At 50.5% G+C, this 21,995-nt stretch carries 25 protein-coding genes; all 25 read right to left on the reverse strand.

Annotated features, from left to right (window positions below):
• Nucleotides 1-117 precede the first annotated feature (117 nt).
• The gene (locus QOS10_RS00350; RefSeq protein ID WP_283593008.1) at nucleotides 118-960 is read right to left on the reverse strand and encodes a helix-turn-helix domain-containing protein; all 843 of its coding nucleotides are present in this window, start codon (nucleotides 958-960) and stop codon (nucleotides 118-120) included.
• Between the two features lie 245 nt (nucleotides 961-1,205).
• Nucleotides 1,206-2,336 carry a D-alanine--D-alanine ligase family protein gene (locus tag QOS10_RS00355; protein ID WP_283593010.1) on the reverse strand — a complete coding sequence of 377 codons (1,131 nt, stop codon included), beginning with the start codon at nucleotides 2,334-2,336 and terminating at the stop codon, nucleotides 1,206-1,208.
• A 136-nt stretch (nucleotides 2,337-2,472) separates the two neighbouring features.
• Nucleotides 2,473-2,772: a glycine cleavage system protein H gene (locus QOS10_RS00360; protein WP_283593011.1), complete on the reverse strand. Its 300-nt coding sequence runs from the start codon at nucleotides 2,770-2,772 to the stop codon at nucleotides 2,473-2,475.
• Between the two features lie 14 nt (nucleotides 2,773-2,786).
• Nucleotides 2,787-3,980 carry an FtsW/RodA/SpoVE family cell cycle protein gene (locus tag QOS10_RS00365; protein ID WP_283593012.1) on the reverse strand — a complete coding sequence of 398 codons (1,194 nt, stop codon included), beginning with the start codon at nucleotides 3,978-3,980 and terminating at the stop codon, nucleotides 2,787-2,789.
• A 46-nt stretch (nucleotides 3,981-4,026) separates the two neighbouring features.
• Nucleotides 4,027-4,251, reverse strand: coding sequence for a DUF2969 domain-containing protein (locus tag QOS10_RS00370; protein ID WP_104688323.1), 225 nt, complete (start codon nucleotides 4,249-4,251; stop codon nucleotides 4,027-4,029).
• A gap of 15 nt (nucleotides 4,252-4,266) precedes the next feature.
• Complete coding sequence (yidD, locus tag QOS10_RS00375; protein ID WP_283593013.1) at nucleotides 4,267-4,503, reverse strand: membrane protein insertion efficiency factor YidD; 237 nt, start codon at nucleotides 4,501-4,503, stop codon at nucleotides 4,267-4,269.
• A gap of 5 nt (nucleotides 4,504-4,508) precedes the next feature.
• Nucleotides 4,509-5,501 (reverse strand): rod shape-determining protein, encoded by a 993-nt coding sequence (gene mreB, locus QOS10_RS00380; protein WP_283593014.1) that lies wholly within the window; start codon nucleotides 5,499-5,501, stop codon nucleotides 4,509-4,511.
• An 83-nt stretch (nucleotides 5,502-5,584) separates the two neighbouring features.
• Entirely contained in the window at nucleotides 5,585-6,901 is a 1,317-nt protein-coding gene (murA, locus tag QOS10_RS00385; RefSeq protein WP_283593015.1) for a UDP-N-acetylglucosamine 1-carboxyvinyltransferase, read from the reverse strand.
• Nucleotides 6,902-6,919: 18 nt separating this feature from the next.
• Complete coding sequence (locus QOS10_RS00390) at nucleotides 6,920-7,150, reverse strand: DUF1146 family protein (RefSeq protein WP_283593016.1); 231 nt, start codon at nucleotides 7,148-7,150, stop codon at nucleotides 6,920-6,922.
• A 226-nt stretch (nucleotides 7,151-7,376) separates the two neighbouring features.
• Nucleotides 7,377-7,805 (reverse strand): F0F1 ATP synthase subunit epsilon, encoded by a 429-nt coding sequence (locus QOS10_RS00395; protein ID WP_283593017.1) that lies wholly within the window; start codon nucleotides 7,803-7,805, stop codon nucleotides 7,377-7,379.
• A gap of 13 nt (nucleotides 7,806-7,818) precedes the next feature.
• On the reverse strand, nucleotides 7,819-9,243 hold the full coding sequence (gene atpD, locus QOS10_RS00400) for a F0F1 ATP synthase subunit beta (protein ID WP_283593018.1): 1,425 nt from the start codon (nucleotides 9,241-9,243) through the stop codon (nucleotides 7,819-7,821).
• 23 nt (nucleotides 9,244-9,266) lie between these two features.
• On the reverse strand, nucleotides 9,267-10,229 hold the full coding sequence (locus tag QOS10_RS00405) for a F0F1 ATP synthase subunit gamma (RefSeq protein WP_283593019.1): 963 nt from the start codon (nucleotides 10,227-10,229) through the stop codon (nucleotides 9,267-9,269).
• Nucleotides 10,230-10,264: 35 nt separating this feature from the next.
• The gene (gene atpA / locus QOS10_RS00410; RefSeq protein WP_283593020.1) at nucleotides 10,265-11,797 is read right to left on the reverse strand and encodes a F0F1 ATP synthase subunit alpha; all 1,533 of its coding nucleotides are present in this window, start codon (nucleotides 11,795-11,797) and stop codon (nucleotides 10,265-10,267) included.
• Nucleotides 11,798-11,829: 32 nt separating this feature from the next.
• The gene (gene atpH, locus QOS10_RS00415) at nucleotides 11,830-12,372 is read right to left on the reverse strand and encodes an ATP synthase F1 subunit delta (protein ID WP_283593021.1); all 543 of its coding nucleotides are present in this window, start codon (nucleotides 12,370-12,372) and stop codon (nucleotides 11,830-11,832) included.
• Nucleotides 12,362-12,880 (reverse strand): F0F1 ATP synthase subunit B, encoded by a 519-nt coding sequence (gene atpF / locus QOS10_RS00420; RefSeq protein WP_283593022.1) that lies wholly within the window; start codon nucleotides 12,878-12,880, stop codon nucleotides 12,362-12,364. The genes atpH and atpF overlap by 11 nt, the downstream gene beginning before the upstream one ends.
• Nucleotides 12,881-12,927: 47 nt before the next feature.
• Nucleotides 12,928-13,146 carry a F0F1 ATP synthase subunit C gene (gene atpE / locus QOS10_RS00425; protein WP_003666561.1) on the reverse strand — a complete coding sequence of 73 codons (219 nt, stop codon included), beginning with the start codon at nucleotides 13,144-13,146 and terminating at the stop codon, nucleotides 12,928-12,930.
• A gap of 24 nt (nucleotides 13,147-13,170) precedes the next feature.
• Nucleotides 13,171-13,878, reverse strand: coding sequence for a F0F1 ATP synthase subunit A (gene atpB, locus QOS10_RS00430; protein ID WP_283593023.1), 708 nt, complete (start codon nucleotides 13,876-13,878; stop codon nucleotides 13,171-13,173).
• 233 nt (nucleotides 13,879-14,111) lie between these two features.
• Entirely contained in the window at nucleotides 14,112-15,389 is a 1,278-nt protein-coding gene (locus QOS10_RS00435; RefSeq protein ID WP_283593024.1) for a solute carrier family 23 protein, read from the reverse strand.
• Nucleotides 15,390-15,522: 133 nt separating this feature from the next.
• Nucleotides 15,523-16,311: a YibE/F family protein gene (locus tag QOS10_RS00440; RefSeq protein ID WP_283593025.1), complete on the reverse strand. Its 789-nt coding sequence runs from the start codon at nucleotides 16,309-16,311 to the stop codon at nucleotides 15,523-15,525.
• On the reverse strand, nucleotides 16,308-17,423 hold the full coding sequence (locus tag QOS10_RS00445) for a YibE/F family protein (protein WP_283593027.1): 1,116 nt from the start codon (nucleotides 17,421-17,423) through the stop codon (nucleotides 16,308-16,310). Before QOS10_RS00445 ends, QOS10_RS00440 begins: the two co-directional genes overlap by 4 nt.
• Nucleotides 17,424-17,536: 113 nt before the next feature.
• Nucleotides 17,537-18,172: a uracil phosphoribosyltransferase gene (gene upp / locus QOS10_RS00450; RefSeq protein ID WP_283593028.1), complete on the reverse strand. Its 636-nt coding sequence runs from the start codon at nucleotides 18,170-18,172 to the stop codon at nucleotides 17,537-17,539.
• A 110-nt stretch (nucleotides 18,173-18,282) separates the two neighbouring features.
• Nucleotides 18,283-19,311, reverse strand: coding sequence for an L-threonylcarbamoyladenylate synthase (locus tag QOS10_RS00455; protein WP_283593029.1), 1,029 nt, complete (start codon nucleotides 19,309-19,311; stop codon nucleotides 18,283-18,285).
• A 5-nt stretch (nucleotides 19,312-19,316) separates the two neighbouring features.
• Entirely contained in the window at nucleotides 19,317-20,183 is an 867-nt protein-coding gene (prmC, locus tag QOS10_RS00460; RefSeq protein WP_283593030.1) for a peptide chain release factor N(5)-glutamine methyltransferase, read from the reverse strand.
• A complete protein-coding gene (gene prfA, locus QOS10_RS00465) occupies nucleotides 20,176-21,258 on the reverse strand; it encodes a peptide chain release factor 1 (protein ID WP_283593048.1) in 1,083 nt (360 codons plus the stop codon). Before prfA ends, prmC begins: the two co-directional genes overlap by 8 nt.
• Nucleotides 21,259-21,269: 11 nt before the next feature.
• The gene (locus QOS10_RS00470) at nucleotides 21,270-21,857 is read right to left on the reverse strand and encodes a thymidine kinase (protein ID WP_283593031.1); all 588 of its coding nucleotides are present in this window, start codon (nucleotides 21,855-21,857) and stop codon (nucleotides 21,270-21,272) included.
• Nucleotides 21,858-21,995 lie beyond the last annotated feature (138 nt).

Below are 21,995 nucleotides of genomic sequence, written 5' to 3' on the forward strand. Positions count from 1 at the left end.
TATAAAAAACGTCCCGTAATTGGTGAAAGCCGAATTACGGGACGTTTTTTAGTTTTAGAACTAAAAGGACCATGGCCCATCTCAACGACAGGAACACGGTCCTAAATAATCGCTATTTTATTGCAGCTTTGCCAGTTCGGTCTCAATATCTTCTTCCATCAGCGTACCGTGACGGGCAATATGGAGGCTCTTTGCGATCTCTAATGCCTGCTTGGCATCCGCTGGCTGATCCTTGGCAATGTAGCAGCGGCCAAGATACAGGTACAGCTCATCCAGCAGGAACAGGGAATCGTGCTCCCGGCACATCTTGATTCCCCGGTTGACCATTTCAATGGCACTATCCGGATCACCTAATTCCAGGTACAGGTTAGCGATCTGGTCATTGATTGAGGTCCACTGGTGCAGACTCCCGATCAGTTTCTTGTTATCAATCAGCTTAACGGACCGGTTAGTCAGGCGAATGGCCCGTTCACGGTCGTTACGCTTCAGGTAAGCCATCGCCATCCCCGCCGTTGTCATGGCCAGGTAAATATTGGCACTAGTTGTCGCAAATTGAGTTAAGACTAATTCAAAATTAAAGATGGCATCGTCAATCTGGTTGTTTTCGACCTGGACCATTCCCAACAGGTAGTAGTAACGCTGCTTGTCAAAGTCGCTATCCAGCTGCTTTACCTTGACTGAACCCAGCAGCTGCTCTGCCTGGTCGTATTCATGCGCCGTCAGCAGGTCGATCACCTGGTTAAAGGTATCGTTTACCCCACTGACTTCGTTTTCAACAATCCGATCTGACGAAATATTTAACCGCTCACAAATTGCAGTCAAGATGTCCATCTTTGGTAATCGGTTTTGCTTTTCCATCAAGCTAATCGTCGCTTGAGTACAGATGCCCTCGGCTAATGCGGTTTGCGACAAGCCCCTCTTGCGGCGAATTTGTTTTAAAACGTCTCCACGGAGTTTCATTGGTTATCATCCTCAAATAAATTCTCTCTCAGGTTACTTAAGACAACAAAGTACTAATTACTTTCTAAAGGTATTATAACATTTGTTATAATATTTATACTAGTAATTAGCATCTCAATGCTATTTCACCCGTGCTATTATTTACCCATTACCGGATTTATTTTTACTTTAAAAATAAAAATGGGCAGTAACACTAATTATCTTAGCATTATCGCCTATTTTTAACAATATCTTTCAAAAAATTTTTAATTGAATTTCTTTTTACCGACGCGCTCCGTTCCGAGCTCCTTAAAGTCATAGGTAATCTGACTGTTGCGCTTGAATTCTTCCAGGCCTAACTCGATCAGCCGGTCAATCAGTTCGGAATAACTAATACCGGAGACTTCCCACATCTGTGGATAGAGACTGATGTTGGTAAAGCCCGGCAAGGTGTTCGGTTCACCCAGGTATGGCACATTATTCTCGTCCACCAGGAAGTCAATCCGGGCCATCCCCTTCATACCGAGGGCCTTGTAAGCCTTCAATGCCATGTCGGTGATCTCATCAGTCAGGTACTGCGGCAGCTTGACAGGCAGTTCAAAGACCACCCCGCTGGCATCTACGAACTTGTTCTCGTAGTCGTAGAACGGATCACCGGCTGGCACCCGCACTGCCCCTAACTTAGAAGCAATCGGGTGTTCGTTACCGAGGATTGAAATTTCAACCTCCTGCGGATTAGCAACCCCCTGCTCAGCCAGCACCTTGAAGTCATACTTGAAGGCGTCGTCCAGGGCTGCCTCGTATTCATCAGCGTTGGTAACCCGGTGAATACCAACTGAAGAGCCCTGCTTAGCTGGCTTGATGAAGACCAGGTCGCCGAGCTTCTCTTCAATCTTGCCCCATGAGTAGTCGGCCCGGTTTTCCGGCGTCAACAGGACGTACGGCGTATTTCTGATTCCGGCTTCAGTCAGAATCTTCTTGGTCAGGTCCTTATCAAAGGCCATCGCGCTTGCCGCAATGTTGGAGCCCACGTATGGCTTGTTCAACAGCTTGAATAAGCCCTGAATGGTCCCGTCTTCCCCAAGGTTACCGTGAATAACCGGGTAGAAGAAGTCAATCGTCTTCAACTCGTTTAGGGCCATAATCGGTGCCAATGGTTGGGTAAGGTCCATCTTTGAGTAAGCATCCTTAACCACTGTATCTTCCGGTTCACCGTCAAAGATGCGCTGGGAGTATTCATTATTCAGCAGAATCCCGTCCTTGGTAAACATGAACAGGCTCACATCGTACTTGTCCTTATTGAGGGCATCATAGATATTGTGGGCCGAACGCTTAGAAACGTCGTGTTCAGAGGAGTTTCCACCGAAGAGCAGCGCAATCTGTAACTTCTTAGACATTTGAAATACCACCTTACATATTGATTTTATTTAATCCGCTATTCCTAGAACCTTAAGTATAACATGATTAACCGACGGCGCCAATGGGCCCAAACAAAAAAGCAACCGCCAACTGGCAGTTGCTTTTTCTTATTCATTACTTAACTTCGACGATCCAGTTTTGTGCTTCATCGTCGGAACTCAAACCGGCTGGGTCATCGACAATCTTGTCATTGACCGCCACAATGGTTCCTGCTACTGGACTGTCCAGGTCGGTAACGGCCTTTTCGGCTTCGACAGAAACAAACTTGCCGCCATCTTCAAGGACCGTTCCCTTAGCAGGAACATCAATGAAGTTGATCTTGCCCAGGTCATCGCGGCCCTGATCATTCAGGCCCACCCGGGTGTTGCCATTGTCGAGCTTCTTAGTCCAAAAGTAGTTGTTTTTTGCAGCCATATCTAAATACCCCACTATCTAAACTCTTTTTTGTTACTAAACATATAAGAATGATGGTGATAACGCATCGACATTACCATCCCTATCCCGATCAGGTTACCAATTAAAGAAGAACCCCCGGCGCTAATGAACGGAAGCGGGATCCCTGTCAGCGGCAGCAATCCGATGTTCATTCCAATGTTTTCAAAAACGTGGAAAAGGATCATCATAATGACCCCGGTTGAGATGTAGGCGTAAAACTCATTCTTAGTATCAAATGTAACACGAATCATCAGATAAATTAAGAGTAAATAGATCAAAATGAGGAGAACCCCACCGATAAAGCCGAAATTCTCACCAATTACGGAGAAGATCATATCTGATTCCCGCACAGGAACGTAGACCTTCGAGTTGTTAAACCCGGTCCCGGTAATCCCACCAGAACCAACTGCCTTGATACTCTGCCACAGCTGGTAACCCTGGTTAGTCGTATCCTGTTCTGGATGCAGCCAGGTGTCGACCCGGTCGAACTGGTAGGCCTGGAAGCCAACGTGCTCCAGGATCCGCCGGCCAACCGACGAGGTAACCATTGCCAGGGCCGAACCACCAACGACTGCCAATACGGTGGCCGCTGGGGCGATGATCCGCCAGGTAACCCCGGAAACCAGGACCATCCCGCAGAAGATGGCAAAGAACACCAGCGACGTCCCGAAGTCGTTCTGGAAGTGCAGTGAAACTAGAATCGGCAACAGCCACAGAAACATTGTCCCGATCAGCCGCCAGTCGGACTGGACGGTGTGGACGCTGTAACGGTTGTTATGGGTGGTAATCACCCGTCCCATCATCAGGATATAGGCCGGTTTCATAATTTCCGAAGGCTGAAAGGTAAACGGCCCAATGGCAAACCAACTCTTCGCACCGGTACTTGCGTAGTACGACCGGCTATAGAAGACCAGGATGGCAAACATCAGGAAGAGACTCAGCCAATAGACAATCGGAGCGATCTTCCATAGCTGCTCCGAATCAAACTGCATGATCACCACAATCAGGATTGTCCCGATCGCGTACCACACCAGCTGGGTAATTACCTGCCGCGCCACACTGGTTGGCTGGCGATCGTGAACGGCTGCCACGTAGATTGAGGCTAACCCGATCAGGGCCAGCAGGAGGACACAGAAGATGATCCCCCAGTCAATCCGATTTTCTTCATCACTTTGCGAACGTTGCATTACCTAACTCCTTTACTCAATTATTTTCAAAGAGAACAGTAGCGCATTAGTGCTGGTGCAGGTGGTACTGCTGGAGAACCATCTCCAGGCCTTCTTCCTGCGAATGAACGAAGAATTCGCTCTGGTCCGCCGTCAGCAGGGCCTTGAAGCGGTCATTGTCCGTTACCACTTCACCAATCAGCCGTTCACCAATGAAAATTTGCTGAACCGGTTGATTTTGCCGTTCAATATCCTTAACACTTACTTCAATCTTTTTGTCTTTTTTAGCCACAATTTCACCTTTTACTTAGTATTTGCGTCGAAACGTAAAATGGTCAGGTACCGGGTCATAGCCCCCGCGCACAAACGGCTGGCAACGTAGGATCCGAGCGATTCCCAGCAGGGCCCCTTTCAATCCAAAGCGTTCCAGGGATTCGAGCATGTACTGAGAACAGCTGGGATAGTAACGACAGACCCGAATCTGTCGCCGCGCCGAAATCGTTCGTTGATACCACCGTACCATCTTGCATAATACCTGAACCATCAATGCTACTTCTTCTTATCAGTCTTTTGCATCCGTTCCAGCATCTCACCGGCACCCTTGGCAACGTTGTCCAACGGGCTCTGGGAGACCACTACCGGCACCTTCAGACGGTCGCTGAAGAGCTTGTCGATTCCCTTCAAGAGGGCCGTCCCACCGGTCAGCATGACACCCCGATCAATGATATCACTGGCCAGCTCTGGCGGTACGGTCTCCAGGACGTTGATCGTGGCGGTCAGAATCTGTTCCAGGGTATCGTGGATGGCCTCTTCAATCTCGTTTTCGTTGACGGTGATCTGCTTTGGCATCCCGCTAGCCACATCACGACCGCGCACATCCATCTCAGCCGGTTTTTCAACCTTGAGGGCCGTCCCGATCTTCATCTTGATGTTTTCGGCAGTGTGTTCACCGATGACCAGGCCGTGCTTATCCTTAATGTAGGCGGCAATGTCATTGTTGAGCTTGTCCCCTGCCATCCGGATAGAACGGCTGGAAACAATATCGCCAAGGGAGAGGATGGCGATATCACTGGTTCCACCCCCCATGTCGATAACCATGCTGCCGCGCGGCTTGAAGATATCGAGGCCGGCACCGATCGCCGCTACCTTTGGCTCGTACTCCAGGTAAACCTTGCCGCCACCGGACTGTTCAGCCGCCTGGATGATGGCCTTGCGTTCGATCTCGGTAATGTTGGTTGGTGCACAGATCATGATGTTTGGCTTGGACATGAAGCCCTTAACGCTCAGCTTGCCAATGAAGTAGGCCAGCATTTCTTCCGTAACGTCGAAGTCTGAGATGACCCCATTCTTCAATGGCCGGATTGCCCGAATGTTGCTTGGTGTCCGCCCCACCATTCGGTAGGCCTCGGACCCAACCGCCAAAATCTTGTTGGTTTGGGTGTCAATTGCAACAACGGAAGGTTCGTTCAGGACAATGCCCTTGCCCTGAACATAGATCAGCACGTTGGCTGTTCCTAAATCAATACCAATATCTTGTGCCATTATTTACTGCTCCTTCTCGAGAAAGATTTTTATTTTAGTTAATATCGTTCGTATTATACCATAATATCGCCGCAAACTGCGGGTCAGTCATGGTTAGTTTCGTTAGTCGGGTGGCCCGGCGACAGCTTGAACTTATCGGCAATATCGATCCGGTCAATTTGCGCCCCCAGCGCCCGGAGCTTTTGCTGAAAGTGGTAGTAGCCGCGATCAATCTCACTGACGTTGCGGACCCGGGTGACCCCGTCAGCGGCCAGGCCGGCCAACACAAGGGCCGCCCCGGCGCGCAGATCAGAGGCCGTTACCTCCGCCCCGCTGAACTTAGTGGGCCCATCTAAGACGGCTACCGGACCGCTGATTTGGAATTTGGCATTCATCCGCCGCAATTCCTCTAAGTGCATGAAGCGCTTCTCAAAGATCCGCTCATCCAGGGTACTGACCCCGTTGGCCAACAGCTGGAGAACGGATATCTGCGGTTGCAGGTCGGTCGGAAAGCCGGGGTACGGCATGGTCTTGATGTTGGTCGGTAACAAGACTGCTGTTCCCAGAACCCGGACACCATCATCCTGACGCACCACTGTTACCCCCATCTCCTCCAGTTTGGCGATCAGGGAAGCATTGTGCTCGGCAATCGTATCCGCGACCACGACGTCACCATTGGTAATTGCGGCGGCGATCATAAAGGTTCCCGCCTCAATCCGGTCCGGCATCAGACGGTACTCACAGCCATGCAGAAAGTTCACCCCTTGGATGCGGATCACCGTGGTTCCGGCACCATGTACCCGGGCACCCATCTTGTTCAAGAAGTTGGCCAGCTCGATAATCTCCGGTTCCCGGGCCGCATTTTCGATCGTTGTGATCCCGGTGGCCCGCGTTGCCGCCATCATCAGGTCCTCAGTCGCACCGACACTCGGAAAATCCAGGTAGATCCGGGCGCCCGTCAGACGGTCAGCTTGTGCGACAATATAACCGTCGCGCTGGTCAACCTGGGCTCCCAGAGCACTCAGCCCCTTGATATGCAGGTCGATGGGTCGGGACCCGATGGCGCAGCCGCCCGGCAAGGCCACCTTAGCGTAACCGGTACGGGCCAGCAGTGGCCCCATCACCAGCAATGAAGCGCGCATCTCATCAACGTATTCAAACGGGGCCTCATTAGCCACCGACTTCTGGGCGTCGAGCAGGAGTTCGTGCTTTTCCTGATCAAAGACCACCGTTACGTTCAGGAACTGCAGCAGGCGATTCATCGTTATGATATCCAATAGCGACGGTACGTTAGCCAGACGAAAGCTGCCTACCGTTGCCAGCAGACTAGCCGCCTGAATCGGCAGTGCCGCATTTTTGGACCCTTCAATATGAACACGGCCGGTTAGACGGCGGCCGCCTTTAATCACCATTTTCTCCATCGTCTACTCCCTCAATTCCTAGCGAACCAGATATACCAAGTTGCTAATTGCACTAATGATATTTAAGAAAAAGCTCGCACACAGGTAGCCCAGTGCTGTTGCCGCCAAAACAATTGCCAATGGCAACGTTCGTGGCGGCTGCTTGAAGAAGCGTTCGATGTGAAAGCCTTGAATCGCGTTGAAGGCCAGCCATACAAATAACAGCTGGACCACAATCTCAATTAATGCGTGAATTCCCGTCAGTTCCAAGCCCGGTCCTCCTAACAAAACGTTTGTATTCTATCATATCATAGTCGGATGATCCGTAATATTAAGAAAGCTTAACTTAATCAAAATAATTAGGCTTTTCTTTCATCAATTATAAGAGCATTATTTTCGTTATCAACAATGAAAACCGCCGTTCATAACAACAAAGGGATTGCAACACATTGCTGTGTCGCAATCCCTTATGTCACGAAACTCGTCAGACGAGTCCTTATTTGTTGAGGAGCTTAGAAGTGTTCAGACGGTTAATAGCCCGCTTGAGGTGTACTTCAGCCCGTGCCAAGTCATCTTGATTATGTTCGCGCTTGGCTTTTTCAATTTCTGATTCTGACCGCTTCTTAGCTGCCTCAGCCCGTTGAACATCAATTTCCTCGGGCATTTCGGCACTATCGGCAGCGATCAGTGCCTGGTGGCCATCGAATTGGATGATTCCACCGTTAACGGCGGCAACTTCGGCGGTTCCTTCATCATGCTTAATCCGCACGGTGCTGATTTCCAGCGCAGCAAGCAATGGCACGTGATTTGCCATGATCCCCATCTGACCACCCGCGGTGTTCATGATGACCATCGTGGCATTATCATTGTCGTAAACAGTGCCGTCAGGGGTAATAATCGTGACCTTAAATTTACTGTCAGCCATAAATTATCCCCTCCTAATCTTTGCTGTCTGCGTCAGTGTCCGCCTGTAATTTCTTTGCCTTTTCCACAACGTCTTCAATTGGACCAACCAGACGGAATGCTTCTTCCGGCAAGTCATCGTACTTACCTTCCAGAATTTCCTTGAAGCCCTTGATGGTGTCCTTCAATGGAACGTACTTACCAGGTTGACCGGTAAATTGTGAAGCAACACTGAAGCTTTGTGACAGGAAGTTCTGAATCCGCCGGGCACGAGCAACAATCGTCTTTTCTTCGTCAGACAATTCATCCATCCCCAAAATAGAGATGATGTCTTGCAGTTCGTGGTACCGTTGCAGAACGTGTTGAACCTGCATTGCAACTTCGTAGTGTTCCTTACCAACGATTTCTGGCGTCAAGGCAGTTGAGGTTGAAGCCAGTGGGTCAACGGCTGGGTAAATACCAATTTGCGTCAACCGCCGTTCCAGGTTGGTAGTAGCATCCAAGTGGGCGAAAGTCGTGGCTGGAGCTGGGTCGGTGTAGTCATCGGCAGGAACATAAACGGCCTGGATAGACGTGATGGAACCCTTCTTAGTAGAAGTGATCCGTTCTTGCAACTGACCCATTTCAGTAGCCAACGTTGGCTGGTAACCAACGGCAGAAGGAATCCGCCCTAACAGGGCAGAAACTTCTGAACCGGCCTGGGTGAACCGGAAAATGTTATCGATGAAGAGCAGCACGTCCTGACCCTTAACATCACGGAAGTATTCCGCAATCGTCAGACCAGTCAAGGCAACCCGCATACGGGCACCTGGTGGTTCGTTCATCTGACCATAAACCATGGCCGTCTTTTCCAGAACCCCGGAAGCCTTCATTTCGTAGTACATATCGTTACCTTCACGGGTCCGTTCACCGACCCCAGTGAAGACAGAAATACCGTTGTGACCTTGGGCAATGTTGTGAATCAATTCCTGAATCAAAACGGTCTTACCGACACCGGCACCACCGAAAAGACCAATCTTACCACCACGAACATATGGAGCCAAGAGGTCAATAACCTTGATCCCCGTTTCCAGAATTTCCGTGTTGTTGTTTAATTCGTCATACTTAGGTGCGTCACGGTGAATTGGCATCCGCTTAGCATCTGGACCAAACTTCGGTCCGTTGTCAACTGGTTCACCTAAGACGTTAAATACCCGACCAAGAGTATCGTCACCAACTGGCACACTAATTGCGGCACCAGTGTTTTCAACTTCCATTCCCCGCTGAAGACCATCGGTTCCGTCCATGGCAATCGTCCGGACAACCCCGTCACCCAATTCCAGGGCAACTTCAGTCGTTAAGACCTTGTCATCACTTTCCTTAATCTTCAGGGCATCGTTAATTTCAGGAAGCTTTTCGTCTAAGGGGAACTCAACATCAACAACTGGTCCGATAACTTGGACAACTTTACCAGTACTCATGTTGTTTCCTCCTACGTTTGAAATTATTCTTGTGCAGTCATCCCACCGGTAATTTCAGTAATTTCGGTGGTGATAGCTGCCTGCCGTGCTCGGTTATACTGCAATTGCAATGTTGAAACAATGTCATCAGCATTGTCGGTCGCAGAACGCATGGCGTTAGCACTTGATGAGTGTTCGGACGTCTTGGCATCCAGAATAGCCCCATACAAGGCACTCTCTGCGTACTGTTCAACCAGTGCAGAAACAATTGCCGTATCTGACGGTTCAAATTCATATTCAGCCGAAACGTGGGCAGTCGTTGCACTGCCATTTGCTGAACTGTCTTGCTGGTCATTAGCGGCTGCCAATTGGGCAAGCTCGTCCTCGTCCAGCAGCGACTTTTCAGTAATTGGCATCGCATCGTGAACTACCACGTGTGACGTAATCCGGTTCACATAGTGGCTGTGGACCGTGTACAGTTCATCGAAGACCCCGTCATTGTACATTTGGACCGCTGTCCGGACAATTGGCAGAACTTCTCTAAATGTTGGCACGTCACTAACCCCAGAATACTGGTACACGATGTTCATGTCCCGCTTCTGGAAGAATTCCGTCCCGGTCTTTCCGATCGTCAAGAAGACGGTATTATCCTTGGTCAAGTTGTGCTTGGCCATCAGTCCCATGGTTTCCTTGATGATGTTACTGTTGTAACTGCCTACAAGGCCCCGGTCTGAGGTGATTACCAGGATCCCGGTCTTCTTAACCGGACGCTTTTTGAATAGTGCAGCGTAAACATCATCTTGCGAAGCAGCAGATGTTGCGCTGTGAGATTTAACCAGATCAGCCAACATTTGTTTAACCTTCTCAGCATAAACTTCGTAGGTTTGAGTATGGTGTTGAATTTGGTTCAGTTTAGCAGTTGAAACCATCTGCATCGCAGACGTGATTTGCCGAGTACTCTTCGTAGATTCAATTTTATGTTTAACTGCAGCAAGTGAAGCTGGCACTAAATCTCACCGTCCTTTCGACTAACTATCATTAATTACTTGGCAGCAGCTTGCTTCTGGCTGTCACTCGTTTGGAATGACTTGCTAAAGTCAGCAACTGCGTTTTGTAAGCCATCGCCTTCTGGCAGCTTACCAGTCTTCGTGATGTCGTCATAAAGGTCTTGGTGGTTAGCGTGCATGTAAGCAGCCAGCTCACTCTCATAACGTTGAACATCATCCAACGGAATCTTATCAATGAAACCGCGTGACAGTGCAAACAGCGTTACAACTTGTTGAGCAACTGGTTGTGGATCGTGCAAGCCTTGCTTTAAGACTTCCATCGTCCGCTGACCACGAGCCAACTTAGCCTGGGTAGCGTCATCAAGGTCAGAACCGAACTGGGCGAATGATGCCAATTCGTTGTAGGAAGCGATATCCAGACGCAGGGTACCGGCAACCTTCTTCATGGCCTTGATCTGGGCGTCACCACCAACCCGGGAAACAGAGGTCCCGGCATCGATGGCCGGCCGCTGACCAGCGTAGAATTCATCAGAGTCCAGGAAGATCTGGCCATCAGTGATGGAAATAACGTTGGTTGGAATGTACGCAGAAACGTCCCCGGCCTGGGTCTGAATGATTGGCAGGGCAGTCATTGAACCACCGCCAAGGTCATCAGAAAGACGAGCAGCCCGTTCAAGCAAACGTGAGTGGGTGTAGAAGATATCACCAGGGTAAGCTTCACGGCCAGGAGGACGACGCAGAATCAGTGAAAGTTCACGGTAAGCATCGGCCTGCTTTGAAAGGTCATCGTAGACAATCAGAACATCCTTGCCGCCGAACATGAACTCTTCACCCATTGCGGCACCGGCATATGGCGCGATGTAAAGCATTGGGGCTGGGTTGGAAGCACTAGCAGAAACAACGATCGTGTAGTTCATGGCACCGAACTTCCGTAAGGTTTCCACGTTGGCACGAACAGTTGATTCCTTTTGACCAATGGCAACGTAAATGCAGATAACATCCTTGCCCTTTTGGTTAATGATCGTGTCCAATGCAATGGCCGTCTTACCGGTCTTCCGGTCACCAATGATCAACTCACGCTGACCACGACCAATTGGAACCAAGGCATCGATAACCTTGATACCAGTTTGCAGTGGTTCACTAACACTCTTCCGCTCCATAACCCCTGGAGCCTTCCGTTCGATAGGACGCGTCTTGTCGGTCTTGATCTCACCTAAACCATCAATTGGCCGACCTAATGGGTCAACAACCCGTCCCAGTAATGCATCACCGACGGGTACTTCCATGATTCGACCCGTCCGTTTAACGGTGTCACCTTCACGGATTCCCGTGAAGTCCCCTAAAATAACGATACCAACATCGTTACTTTCGAGGTTTTGGACCATTCCGTAAACACCGTTGCTAAATTCGAGCAACTCACCGGCCATGGCGTTTTCCAAGCCATCGGCACGAGCAACACCATCACCAACGTAGGTAACCGTCCCGGTTTCTTCAACAGAAACTTGGTCTTGGTAGTTGGCAAGCTGTTTCTTGATGAGTGAACTGATTTCCTCAGTTTTAATGCTCATAAAGGTCTCACCTCTTTAACAAAAGATCTATTTTATCTAACTAGTAAACGACGAATTTGCTTAATCTTTGAGCTGAGACTACCATCCAAGGTCTTGTAATCAGCATGGACAATAACCCCACCTAAAATTTCTGGATCAACCTGTTCGTTTAAGATAACCTCGGTTGCGCCAAAACGCTTGGCCAGGTTGGTCTTCAGTTGATCCCGTTGTTGTTTATCGAGTTGGATCGCTGTGACAACGTCAGCATGTATCCGCTTATTCTTAGCGTCATACCGCCGTTCAAACTCATCAATAATTGCGACCATGCAATCCATGCGGCCGTAATCAAAAAGCATTTGAATCAGGTTAGCAACGTACTGGGAAGCACCCTGTTGCAAGTCCTGAACTAATGCTTTCTTTTCATCGAGTGACAGTTGGACACCCGCCAATGCGGATTCCAAGCTCTCATTGTCCTCAAAGACTTGGCGTAAAGCAATCAATTCTTGATAAGTTTGATCGAGTTCGTTGTTCTCATCGACCAATTCGAACAGTGCCCGGGCATAGCGCCCCGCAACCGTCTTCTTATCAAGACTCATGATTTACCAACCCTTCAATATAGGAGTCGATCAGTTGCTTTTGATCGTCTGCCTTTAATTCCTTTTGGATGAGTTTGGAAGCAATCTCAATAGATAAGTTTGCAACGTCATCCTTAGCACCATTCAGCGCATCGCGACGTGCTTGATCCGCATCCTTTTGTGCTTGTTGTTTGAGGGCTTGAGCATCGTTTTGTGCTGCCTCAACAATTTGTGCTCGTTGTGTTTCAGCCGACTTCTTAGCATTGCTTACAATGTCTGCAGCTTCTTGACGTGAATTTTGCAGTTCAGCTTGACGCTTGGCAGCCATCTTTTCAGCATTTGCCCGTGACCGCGCCGCGTTGTCGATATCACTGGCAATCTTGTCTGCCCGCTTCTTCATCATGTCAGTAACTGGTCCCCATGCGAAGTGCTTGACCAGCAGCATCAGGATAATGAAGGTAACGATGTAGAATACAAGGTCCCCGATGTATAAACTGTTCGATTCAGCTAACACACTGTTCACAAACATCTATTGACACCTCCTTGTCATATAAAAATCAAATTGTGATTCAATAATTACTTGTTCATAACAAGGAAGCCAATAACGATGGCGATAATAGGCATGGCTTCAATCAAACCAACACCGATGAACATCGTTGCTTGTAATCTACTTTGTAATTCTGGTTGACGTGCGATACTGTCGACAGTGTGTCCGATTAAGATACCATCACCAATACCACCACCGATAGCGGCACCCATAGCCGCGAGTCCTGCAGCAATTGCTCCTAATGCCATTTTAAAATTCCTCCTTAGAGATTATTATTCGGAAACCTTCCGAGAAATATAAACCGTCGTTAATGTTACAAAGACATAAGCCTGGATTGAACCGATAAATACGGAGAAGCCTTGCCATGCTAATTCCAGAAGCAATCCCGGAATGATCGTTAAGGCACCGTGTGAGAAGGCCATATTGGCAATCAAACTCATTAACAGTTCACCAGCAAAAATGTTACCAAAGATACGGAGACCCAGCGTCAAGAAGTTGGCGAACTCCTCAATGATGTTAACTGGCAGCATCAAGGCAAACGGCTTGGTGTAGTTCTTAAGGTAACCGCCAAGACCGTTGTGGGCAACACCGGCAAAGTGTGCCAATGCCATGACCATCAGTGAGAAGGTCAGCGTAACGACTGGATCCGCCGTTGGACTTCTAAGCACTTCCGCTCCGTTCCAATGGAATTGGAAAAGCAACCCAAATTGGTTGGCGAAGAAGATGAAGACGAACAGCACGAAAGCAAAGAAACTGTAGCGTCCCTGCTCGGCTGCCGGCATCTGACTCCGGACAATTCCATTGGTGAAGTCAACTAACCATTCAAAGACGTTTTGTGCGCCGGTTGGCTTCATCTGAATCTTTCGTGACATCCCGTAAAGAGTGAAGAACACGATTGCGTAGATAATCAGTCCAGAGACAATATTCGTTGTATTGAACGTGAGTCCGAAAAGCTTAAAAGTTAAAGCATCACCGCCCATTCATATTCCACCTCTTTCCTTATAACAATAATTTGGCTTGTAAGTTGGTTAAAAGTCGCTCTGAAAGAACTAGTTAGCCCAAGTTACGTCTAGTAATATATCATTATTTAAGGGAAAATTCAAAAAAATATTAAATCTCGCTAAGGGCGGCAAGGACCGTCAGCCCAAGCCTCATCGCGCTTTTCACCTTAAACGACAATTACCGCAATGTGTCGATTAGAAAACGCTAAGAATTAGTGACGACGCTCACCAAATGCCTTCTGGGGCAGAACCAGGTTCAAAATGATCCCTAAAACTGCCGCTACTGCTAGGCCGGAGAACTGGTACTTGCCCAGCTGAAGGTAGGCGTTCCCGATCCCAATCACCAGGATAACCGAGGAGATCATCAGGTTGCGCTTGGCGTTGAAATCAATCTGGTTTTCGATCATCACCCGGAGACCGCTTGAAGCGATGACCCCGAAGAGGAGGAAGGAAATTCCCCCGATGACTGGTGAAGGAATTGTTTCAATCAGGGCACTCAGCTTACCGATGAAGCTGAAGAAGACCGCAAAGAGTGCGGCCCCCGCAATCACGTAGACAGAATGCACCCGGGTGATTGCCAGAACCCCGATGTTTTCACCATAACTGGTTACCGGGGGTCCACCGACAAACCCGGCAATGATGGAGGCGGTCCCGTCACCGGCTAGGGTGTGGTTCAATCCCGGATCCTTGAAGTAGTTGCGTTCCGTCAGCTCGTTTAACACCATGATGTGGCCGAGGTGCTCGGTCATCGTGACGAAGGCAATCGGAGCCATACTGAGAATCGCACCCCAATATAGTTGCGGGTGGTAGGTAACGAATGGAACCTGGAAGTCCGGCAGACTGAACCAGTGGGCCCGCATAACCGGGGTAAAGTCCACGATCCCGAACAGGCAGGCAATCAGGTAGCCAAAGACGATCCCCAGCAAGATTGGGATCAGTCCTAAGAAGCCCTTGAAGTACATATTAAAGGCGATCGTGAGGATCATCGTCAGCATCGCCACCGCAAAGAACTTCAGGTCATAGTGCCCCGTAACCGAGTTAATCGTGGCGTCCTTGGCCGCCGTTCCGGCCAGGGAAAGACCAATCACCACGACAATCGGCCCAACCACGATCGGCGGGAGGACTTTATCGATCCAGGCCGAACCAATCTGACTGACGATCAGCGCGACGATCAGGTAGACACAGCCGACCGCAATGGTCCCCTGGGCAATCCCCGGATAGCCAGTCGACTTCATCAACGCCATCATCGGTACAACGAAGGAAAAACTGGACCCCATGTAAGCGGGAATCTTATGCTTCGTGATCAACAGGTAAATCAGGGTCCCAACCCCAGAACTAAACAAGGCAATGCCGGGGTTCAAGCCGACCAGGATTGGAACCAGGACGGTTGACCCAAACATTGAAAACATGTGTTGTAAGGAAAGCCCGACCCATTGACCCGGGCGGGGTTTCTCATCAACATCGAGCACAACATCGCGACGGTGTGCCATCGTATCCCTCCTAAAATAAAAGCAGCCTCAGGGTACCGTTGCCCCGAAGCTGCTCCTATTTAGACTGACTCGCTCAATCCATTATTATTTCGCACCTTGAGGGCCTCACGGGACCCGGTTAAAGGTTTCTTCTTTAATTATTCTTATCATAATTGCTTTCATCATGTCTGTCAACCAGCTGCCGGCGCCGCTTAGTCATCACCCAGGCCGTCATCGGCACGGTGATCAGGACCCCGATGAAGGAAATCAGGATCTCCAGCATCTCAGCCACGAAGATCTTATTATTCATAATCGTCCCCAGGGAGTAATGCAGCCCGGCAAACCAGATGAAGAGGGCTAAGAAACCGCCAAAGACCCCGAAGAACAGGGTGTTGAAGGTCGTCCCAATGATCTGGCGGCCGATTGCCATCCCGCTCTTGATCAGACGGGGGTTCTCGATGGTCGGGTGATTTTCCAAAACCTCGGTCAGCCCCGAAGAAATCGCCATGGCGGCCTCGGCAATGGCCCCCAGGGTACTCAAGCAGGTCACCGTCACGGCCACCTTCAGATAGCTGATCCCAATCAGGATCGACATCCCTTCCAGGTCGTCGCTATCCTCCGTCCCGAATCCCTGGACCTGGGCCCAGTGCTCGATCAATATAATGAAGATAATCAGAATTGTCATGACAATCAATGAGGAGTAAAAGGCCGTCACGGTGGTCCGCAGGTCATCCTCCCCCATGAAGATGGTGATCGCCAGGATGGTGACCCCCGTGACCACCGTCACAAAGAGCGGTGGCACATGAAAAGCAATCAGCACCATGGCAAAGTACAAGAAGCCGAAGTTAAGCAGGAGACTGAGAAAGGCCGACCAGCCTTGCTTGCCCCCGACCAGGATCATCAGGATCATCAGAACCAATCCCAATGCAGTAATTGTCGTCACTTTGCTCGCCTCCCTAACAGCATTGCCCCAAAAGCACTGACCAGGGGAACTGCCAGGACGATCCCGATCCCGCTGACCAGGCTCTGGACAGTTCCCAGACTCATGTTCATAGCAAAGGTGTACCCCCAGGAGTTGCCGTTCTTGATGTAGAGCAGGCTGGAGGTAAAGGTATCAGCCATAAAGATCAGGAAAAGGACGTTGATCAGTGGCCCCATGATCGACTTGCCGACATTGCGTCCCGACATAAACAGCTGGCGCGGAGTAACCGTGGGCTCCAACTGCTTAAGTTCAAAGAGGGTGGCAATGATATCGCTAGATTCATCCATCACCGCCCCCAGCGATCCCAGCAGCGTCTCGGCTAGGAAAAGCGGCCGGGGAACCTGGGTCACGTACTGCATGGACTCGTAGTAGATTCCGCGTTCGTGCGTCCAGGAGAAGACCAGGAGGCTGACCCCCAGCGCCGCAAAGGTCCCGATCACGGTAGCGCTAAACGTCGCCAGCATCTTTTTATTCGGACCCAGCACTAAGAGGAGGCTGACAAAGGCAAAGATAATGGTAAGGACACTGAAAATGGCCATGATGTGCTCACCATTGTTGTGCAGGTCGAACTCCACGGCCAGGATGAAGAGCAGTGCGTTTACCACCACGCTGGTCAGCGCCCAGGCCCCTGCCTTCTCCATCGTCACCAAGAGAAGAAAGATGACTAACCAGGCCACTATAACCAGCACAGTATCGCGCTTATAACCCGTGATATTAGCGGTCAGCTGCTTGCCGTGACGGCGGACCTGGCTCAAGAAGACCTGGTTGCCGACCCGGTAGCGTTGGTCCATCGGCCGCGAATCACTATAGGTGTTGGAAAGCTGCACCCGTTTGCCTCGATAGCGCCCGTTCATCATGACGGCTGTGATCTGCTGGTCATACTGGTGGTCAATGTTTTGAAACTGGTCGCTAACCCGTCGCGGATGGCCCACGGAGGTTGCCTTGACCACCCTCGCGATTGGCCGTTGGTAAAAGCGCTGATTATTCATTGTAAAGGCCACACTGATCAGGCCGAAGATGAGCAAGCCCACCAAGAGCCAGCGTCTGGAGCGCAGCCAGGATAATTTTAACAATCTGAACATTCCCTTATGAATTATTCGTTGCCAATTCTACTATCTTTTGCGGCAAATAAAAAAGTGTTTACGAAAATCTTATGGTCTTCGTAAACACTTTTGATTGTTAGTAACTACTTAGTACCGAAGAGCCGGTCACCAGCATCACCCAGACCGGGAACGATGTAGCCGTCTTCGTTCAGGTGATCATCAAGACCCGCGGCGTAGAGGTCAACGTCTGGGTAAGCATCCCGAACAGCCTTTACACCTTCAGGGGCAGCTACCAGGCAGGCGAACTTCATGTTCTTCTCTTGGCAGCCCCGCTTCTTCAAGGCTTCGATCGCCATCATTGCTGAACCACCGGTGGCCAGCATTGGGTCCACGATGAACAGTTGCCGCTCCGTGATGTCGTTTGGCAGTTTGACGAAGTACTCGTGGGGCTTCAGCGTCTCTTCGTCACGGTACATTCCAATGAAACCAATCTTGGCAGCTGGAATCAAGTCGGTCATTCCATCGACCATCCCCAAGCCGGCACGCAGGATTGGGATGATGGCAACCTTCTTACCAGCCAGTTCCTTCTGGGTCGTCTTGGCGATTGGGGTTTCGATTTCAACGTTCTTGAGCGGCATATCACGAGCGACCTCGTAAGCCATCAGGGTTGAGATTTCCTTAACCGTTTCCCGGAAGAACTTGGTACCAACGTTCTTATCCCGAATCATTGTTAACTTGTGCTGAATCAGTGGGTGATCAATAACTTCAAACTTGCCCATGCCTAATACACTCCTTTGAATTTCTTCTCCATTCTACCAAAAAAAATGAGAAGTGACAAAACATCTTTGTCTACCTTCTCACAACTATTCAAATTGTTATTTTACCATGCTTACTTCATCGTCGCAGCGTCAAAATGAACCCCGCCAGCGGACTTGTTGAGGCGGTTCATGTAAGCCCCGCCGAGACCCTGAGCAGGGAAAGCCTGCGTGACGATTGCCTTGACGTTTGGCTGGTCATCAAATTGCCGCAAGCCATCAAACAGCCGGGCACTGGCATCCTTAACACCGGTTCCCAGTGAGAACTGGACCGCGTTCATCGGCAGGGTCGCCTGCTGAAGAATGCGTTCCTCGGCCATCATGCCGACATCGAAGGGCTGCTGTTGGATCCACTTGACCACGTCGCCCCAGTCGATCCCCTCGTCCACAATGTAGACCTGGGCGTTCGGGGCGTAGTGCTTGTACTTCATCCCCGGGGCCTTCGGGGTTTCGTTTTTGCCAACCTTGTGGTGGTTGACGTCGATTGAACCGATTACGGACTCGATATCTTTCTTGGTGACTGCCCCTGGCCGCAGAATTACCGGCTGGTCCGTGGACATGTCCAGGACCGTCGATTCGACACCGACCCGGGTTGGCCCGTTGTCCAGGATCCCCGCAATCTTGCCGTGCAGGTCATGGTAGACGTGCTGAGCCGTGGTTGGACTTGGCTTACCAGATGTATTAGCCGATGGGCCCACCATCGGTACTCCTGCCTTGGCGATCAGGTCCAGGGTTGGCTGGCAGTCAGGAAAGCGGAAGGCCACCGTCTTCAAGCCGCCGGTAACCGTCTTGGAAAGCACGTGCTTCTTGATCTTCAAGATGATCGTCAGTGAACCCGGCCAGAAAGCCTTCATTAACTTCCGAGCATTATCCGGAATCTCCGCCGCGTACTTTTCCACCATTGCCACCGAATTAACGTGGACAATCAATGGGTTATCGCTTGGCCGTCCCTTGGCCAGGTAGACGTTCTTAACGGCGTCCTCATTCGTTGCGTCAGCGCCGAGCCCGTAAACCGTCTCGGTCGGGAACGCCACCAGTTCGCCCCGCTTAATTGCGGCCGCGGCCTGATCAATTTCACTTAATTGAAAAATCTTGGTATCCATTCTCGCTAATTTCCTCCTGCGCCTGAAAAATCCCATACATGTATCATCCTCATCTTATCAGCCACATCATGGCGTTTCTCAATCTTCGCTTGGCGATCACACCGCTGAAGCAGGGTCTGAATCGAATTCTCCTGGTCAAAGCCCGTCTCACCGAACAGCTGACCCTCTGCCATCAGGTGGGCCCCCGCCTGGGTAAAGAGCCGGTGGTAAAAGCCCAGCCCGGCCTCGTCGGCAAACAAGGCCAGCGACGGCTCATACTCCAGTACCGCCGTATCCATTATGCCGGTTGCCGCCGGGTCAATGTAAGGCGGGTTGGTGACAATCACGTCAAAACGCTGCCCAGCCAAGCCGTCAAAAAGATTGCTCTCCACTACCGGCAGATCCAAGCCGAACCGCCGCACATTCTGGCAGGTAACCTTTAGGGCGTCCGGTGAAACATCACTCAAGGTGACCTGCCACTGGGGACGCTCCAGGGCCAGGGTAATCCCGATCACCCCGCTCCCGGTTCCCAGATCGAGGACCTTCAGGGGACGATCTGGCAGCTCAGCCAAAACCCAATCCACCAGCTCGGCCGTTTCCGCCTCCGGGATCAGGACCGCTGGCGTAACGGTGAAGGTCCGCCCGTAAAACGGCGCCTTCCCGGCAATGTATTGGGCCGGTTCATGCTTCAGCAGGCGCTCGATGGCCTGGTGGAACCACGCCTGCTCGTCTGCCGGCATCTGATCGCGGTTATGCAATAGCAGATGAGTGGCATCCCAGCCGTGCCGCATCTGCAGCAGGAACTGCGGCGCTCCTGGATCAATGTCCGTCCCGGCCAGTTGTGTCTTTGCCCAGCGCTGCGCCATAAAGTAGTTCTGGATGTTGCTACTCATTCCGCAACTGTTCCAGCTTCTTCGTCTGGTCGGCAACAATCAGGGCCTCGATGATCTCATCGAGGCCACCGGCCATGATCTTGTCCAGCTTGTTTAAGGTCAGGCCAATTCGGTGGTCCGTAACCCGGTTCTGGGGATAATTGTAGGTCCGGATCCGTTCAGACCGGTCCCCGGTACCGATTGCATCCTTCCGCTTCTGGTCATAAGCGCTCTGTTCCTTTTGCTGGTAGTAGTCGTAAACCCGGGACTTCAGGATCCGCATGGCCTTGGCCCGGTTCTGCTGCTGGGACCGTTCATCCTGCATGGCAACCACGATTCCCGTTGGCAAGTGGGTCATCCGCACTGCTGAAGAGGTCTTGTTAACGTGCTGACCACCGGCACCGCTGGAACGGTAGACATCAACCCGGATGTCCTTTGGATCCAGCTCCACGTCAACGTCCTCAGCCTCGGGCATTACCCCGACCGTCGCCGTTGAGGTATGAACCCGCCCAGCAGATTCAGTAACGGGGACCCGCTGAACCCGGTGCGCCCCGTTTTCAAACTTCAGCTTGGAGTAGACCTTATCTCCAGTGATCATCAGGGCGATTTCCTTGAAGCCGCCGACTTCGGTTTCGTTCTTATCAACCACTTCAACCTTCCAGCCCTGCCGTTCAGCATAGTGGAGGTACATGTTGTAAAGGTCAGCGGCAAAGAGACTGGCCTCATCACCACCAGCGGCCCCGCGGATTTCCATGATGATGTTCTTATCATCATTCGGGTCCTTCGGGATCAGCAGAACTTCAAGTTCCTTCTCCAGCTTAGCCTGCTTTTCCTTGGCGTCACTCAGCTCGTCCTTGGTCATGGCGGTCAGGTCAGGGTCGTCGATTTCTCGCAGCATTTCCTCATCGTCACTGATGGTTTGGGTGACCTTCTTGTATTCATCGTACTTCTCAACTGTTTCCCGCAGGCTCCCCTCTTCCTTGGAGAGCTTCATGAAACGTTGGGAGTCAGCGATCACGGCTGGGTCGCTGATCAATTCGTTCAATTCGTCGTAGCGGTCTGCTACCGCTTGCAACTTATCGAAAATGTCCTTCATTTCCATAAAAATTATTCCTCCTGTCCTTGGTCTAACAATGGGTGGAAGTAGTGTTTACGACAGACGGGATAGTACGATTCATTCCCGCCGATCTGGACCTGTTCACCCTCGTAGACCGGTTTGCCATCATGAATACGCAGGTTCATCGTCGCCTTGTGGGGGCAGAACCAGCAGATGGTCTTCATCTCTTCGATCTTATCAGCATAGATCAATAAGTACTTGGAGCCTTCAAACAGTTCATTCTTGAAGTCGTTCTTCAGTCCAAACGTCATCACTGGAATGTTGAGCTCATCTACAATCTTAATCAGTTGCAGAACATGGTGCTTCTTCAAGAACTGTGCCTCATCGATCAGCACACAGTATACTGGATGGTCAATGCCCTTGACATACTCGTAGATGTCGGTGTCATCCATGACTGGGGTCACCCGCCGCTTGAGGCCAATCCGGCTAGCGATCACGCCCTGGCCTGACCGGTTATCAACACCGCTGGTCATTAGTACCACCGGCTTGCCCTGTTCCTCATAGTTATGAGCGACCTTCAGGATATCGATTGATTTTCCTGAATTCATTGCCCCGTACTTAAAAAATAGCTGTGCCACGATGAACGCTCCTTTTTTTACAATATTACCTTTCATTATATCTAAAATCCGGATGCTTTTAAATACTAACCATCCCCGCCATTGGTATCGACCAAAGTATTTAATCTAATAACTTTCTTTTTACCCCCATAAAGCTTA

The sequence above is a fragment of the Limosilactobacillus galli genome, from assembly GCF_947381495.1.
GTDB classification, from domain to species: domain Bacteria; phylum Bacillota; class Bacilli; order Lactobacillales; family Lactobacillaceae; genus Limosilactobacillus; species Limosilactobacillus galli.

Excerpts from the sequence above, each read along its gene's own strand:
- atpH (WP_283593021.1), bottom strand. The coding sequence starts at position 12,372 with ATGAGTCTTGATAAGAAGACGGTTGCGGGGCGCTATGCCCGGGCACTG.
- atpB (WP_283593023.1), bottom strand. The coding sequence starts at position 13,878 with ATGGGCGGTGATGCTTTAACTTTTAAGCTTTTCGGACTCACGTTCAAT.
- QOS10_RS00455 (WP_283593029.1), bottom strand. The coding sequence starts at position 19,311 with ATGGATACCAAGATTTTTCAATTAAGTGAAATTGATCAGGCCGCGGCC.
- QOS10_RS00350 (WP_283593008.1), bottom strand. The coding sequence starts at position 960 with ATGAAACTCCGTGGAGACGTTTTAAAACAAATTCGCCGCAAGAGGGGC.
- atpF (WP_283593022.1), bottom strand. The coding sequence starts at position 12,880 with ATGTTTGTGAACAGTGTGTTAGCTGAATCGAACAGTTTATACATCGGG.
- upp (WP_283593028.1), bottom strand. The coding sequence starts at position 18,172 with ATGGGCAAGTTTGAAGTTATTGATCACCCACTGATTCAGCACAAGTTA.
- yidD (WP_283593013.1), bottom strand. The coding sequence starts at position 4,503 with ATGGTTCAGGTATTATGCAAGATGGTACGGTGGTATCAACGAACGATT.
- prfA (WP_283593048.1), bottom strand. The coding sequence starts at position 21,258 with ATGAAGGACATTTTCGATAAGTTGCAAGCGGTAGCAGACCGCTACGAC.
- murA (WP_283593015.1), bottom strand. The coding sequence starts at position 6,901 with ATGGAGAAAATGGTGATTAAAGGCGGCCGCCGTCTAACCGGCCGTGTT.
- QOS10_RS00435 (WP_283593024.1), bottom strand. The coding sequence starts at position 15,389 with ATGGCACACCGTCGCGATGTTGTGCTCGATGTTGATGAGAAACCCCGC.
- QOS10_RS00365 (WP_283593012.1), bottom strand. The coding sequence starts at position 3,980 with ATGCAACGTTCGCAAAGTGATGAAGAAAATCGGATTGACTGGGGGATC.
- QOS10_RS00395 (WP_283593017.1), bottom strand. The coding sequence starts at position 7,805 with ATGGCTGACAGTAAATTTAAGGTCACGATTATTACCCCTGACGGCACT.
- QOS10_RS00360 (WP_283593011.1), bottom strand. The coding sequence starts at position 2,772 with ATGGCTGCAAAAAACAACTACTTTTGGACTAAGAAGCTCGACAATGGC.
- atpD (WP_283593018.1), bottom strand. The coding sequence starts at position 9,243 with ATGAGTACTGGTAAAGTTGTCCAAGTTATCGGACCAGTTGTTGATGTT.
- atpE (WP_003666561.1), bottom strand. The coding sequence starts at position 13,146 with ATGGCATTAGGAGCAATTGCTGCAGGACTCGCGGCTATGGGTGCCGCT.
- prmC (WP_283593030.1), bottom strand. The coding sequence starts at position 20,183 with ATGAGTAGCAACATCCAGAACTACTTTATGGCGCAGCGCTGGGCAAAG.
- mreB (WP_283593014.1), bottom strand. The coding sequence starts at position 5,501 with ATGGCACAAGATATTGGTATTGATTTAGGAACAGCCAACGTGCTGATC.
- atpA (WP_283593020.1), bottom strand. The coding sequence starts at position 11,797 with ATGAGCATTAAAACTGAGGAAATCAGTTCACTCATCAAGAAACAGCTT.
- QOS10_RS00355 (WP_283593010.1), bottom strand. The coding sequence starts at position 2,336 with ATGTCTAAGAAGTTACAGATTGCGCTGCTCTTCGGTGGAAACTCCTCT.